The sequence below is a fragment of the Novosphingobium sp. UBA1939 genome (assembly GCF_002336885.1).
Taxonomy (GTDB): domain Bacteria; phylum Pseudomonadota; class Alphaproteobacteria; order Sphingomonadales; family Sphingomonadaceae; genus Novosphingobium.
Genome location: NZ_DDFB01000071.1, coordinates 1 through 2,533, shown reverse-complemented (window position 1 = coordinate 2,533; position 2,533 = coordinate 1). Strand labels below are relative to the sequence as shown.

The window sequence follows — 2,533 nt, the reverse complement described above, 5'->3', positions numbered from 1 at the left end:
GTGCGCGTCGACACGCTGCTGATCAGCACGCAGCACGCCGCTGATGTCAGCCAGGAGCAGATCCGCGAAGACGTGATCGAAGACATCTTCCATAAGGTTGTGCCGGCCGAACTGATCGACGCCAGCACAAAGTATTACGTCAACCCGACTGGCCGCTTTGTGACGGGTGGCCCGCACGGCGATGCCGGCCTGACCGGGCGCAAGATCATCGTCGATACCTATGGCGGCGCCAGCCCGCACGGCGGCGGCGCGTTCTCGGGCAAGGACCCGACCAAGGTCGACCGTTCGGCGGCCTACATCACCCGCTACCTTGCCAAGAACGTGGTCGCGGCGGGCCTTGCCACGCGCTGCACGATCCAGATCGCCTATGCCATCGGCGTGTCCGAACCGCTCTCGCTCTATGTCGATACGCACGACACGGGCACCGTGGGCGACGACCGGATCGAACAGGCGATCAAGGGCATCGCCAAGCTGGGCGGTCTGACTCCGCGCGCGATCCGCACGCATCTGGGCCTCAACAAGCCGATCTATCAGCCCACCGCCGCCTATGGCCACTTCGGGCGCAAGGCCGAGGGCGATTTCTTCCCGTGGGAACGGCTCGATCTGGTGGACGACCTGAAGGCCGCCTTCGCCTGAGCGGGTAACGCCAGGGCACGGATAGCGGACGGCCCGCTCCCTTTCCGGGGGGCGGGCCGTTCCCGTTTTCGGGCGCGGCGTGATGGGTTGCAATTGCGCTGTCCTACATGGGCCGTCCTGCGCCATGAGCCTGGCTTTTGGCGGAGCGAGCCATGCGCGACCTGACCCCCCGGATTGTCCTTGAACTGATCGCCCACGAAGGCGTGGCGCGCGAAGCCTATCGTGACAGTGTGGGCGTGTGGACCTGGAGCGTGGGGGTCACCCAGGCTTCGGGGCACGCGGTCTTTCCGCGCTACAAGGACAATCCGCAGCCGCTGGACCATTGCCTGGCGGTGTTCCTGTGGTTGCTGCGGACGAAATACCTGCCGGCGGTGCTGGCGGCGTTCGGCGCGCTGGAGCTGACCGAGCCGCAGCTGGGCGCCGCGCTTTCGTTCCACTGGAACACCGGGGCGATCGCGCGGGCTGGTTGGGTCCGCCGCTTCGTGGCCGGCGATGCGCCGGGCGCCCGCGCCGCCATGCTCGACTGGGCGCGCCCGGCCGCGCTGCTGCCGCGCCGCCAGCGCGAACAGGCGCTGTTCTTCGACGGCGCCTGGACCGCCGACGGCACCGCGCTGGTCTATGATGTGGCCAAGCCCGCCTACCGCCCGGCCGGGGCGAAACGCATCGCGATCGCGCCGGTGATCGCGCGGCTGTTCGCCGGAGAGCCGCGCGAGATCGCCACCCCGGCGTGATGGAGGGGCCTCAGGCGAACTGGCTCTTGCGCGGCCCCATGTAGCCGAACAGGTAGCCCCCCACCTTGCGCATCTGGATTTCCTCGGCCCCTTCGGTGATGCGATAGCGGCGGTGGTGGCGGAAGATGTGCTCGAACGGCTTGTGCCGCGAATAGCCGATGCCGCCATGGACCTGCATCGCGCGGTCCGCCGCTTCGCAGACCAGCCGGTTCGCCCAGTAGTTGCACATCGAGACCTTGTCGGACAGCTCGCGCTCGATCTGGCGGTGCTCCATCCGGTCCATCTGCCACGCGGTCTTGCGGATCAGCAGGCGCAGCATCTCGCACTGGGTGGCAAGCTCCACCAGCGGGAACTGGATGGCCTGGTTGCGGGCGAGATCCTCGCCGAACGGCTTGCGTTCGCGCGCGTAGCGGACCGCTTCCTCGACGCAGAACGTGGCCGCGCCCAATGAGGAGGCGGCCTGGCGGATGCGGTTCTGATGGACGAAGCTCTGCGCGATGGCGAGACCGCCGTCGACCGGCCCGAGCACCGCGCTATCGGGCACCCAGACGTTGGTGAACGACACGCGCGGATGATCCGTGGGCATGTTGAAGGTCCACAGGTATTCCTCGATCACCAGCCCGTCGGCGGGATTGGGCACGAGAAAGCAGGTGATGCCCTTGGCTTCCCCGTCCTGCCCGCTGGTGCGCGCGAACGTGGCGCAATGCGTGGCGACGTGCATCCCGGTGGTCCACATCTTCTCGCCATCGATGCGCCAGCCGGGCACGCCATCGCGCGTTTCGCGCACCGCGCGGGTTTCCATGTGGGTGGCGTCGGAACCGTGCTCCGGCTCGGTCAGGCCGAAAGCCACCCGGCGGCGGCGTTCGAACCCGCCGAAGATGAATTCCTGCTGCTGTTCGGGCGTGCCGAAGTGTTCGAACATGGCGACGAACGGGAAATTGCCGACGATCGAGTGTTCGTTCTGGAGATCGTTGTGCAGGCCCAGCCCCTTGGCGGCGAAGTGTTCGCGGATGACTGCCATCCACAGGTTGGAGCCGTCCTTGCCGCCGTACTTCTTCGGCGCGGAAAAGCGCCAGTGGCCGGCGGCGTCGGCGCGGCGGGTGGCCTCGGTCAGCAGCTCCTCCCATTCGTGGCGAGGCAAGCCGCCGTTCTCGAAATCGGTGCGC

At 67.7% G+C, this 2,533-nt stretch carries 3 protein-coding genes; 2 read left to right on the top strand and 1 reads right to left on the bottom strand.

The window, feature by feature from the left end; translation table 11 throughout:
* Positions 1-636, top strand: a 636-nt coding sequence (locus tag B3547_RS10020) for a methionine adenosyltransferase domain-containing protein (RefSeq protein ID WP_292962647.1), incomplete at its 5' end; no start/stop codon positions are given.
* Between the two features lie 152 nt (positions 637-788).
* Positions 789-1,367 (top strand): lysozyme, encoded by a 579-nt coding sequence (locus tag B3547_RS10015; RefSeq protein ID WP_292962644.1) that lies wholly within the window; start codon positions 789-791, stop codon positions 1,365-1,367.
* A 10-nt stretch (positions 1,368-1,377) separates the two neighbouring features.
* Here B3547_RS10015 and B3547_RS10010 read toward each other — a convergent pair.
* Positions 1,378-2,533: acyl-CoA dehydrogenase family protein (locus B3547_RS10010; RefSeq protein ID WP_292962641.1), on the bottom strand; the 1,156-nt coding region annotated here is incomplete at its 5' end.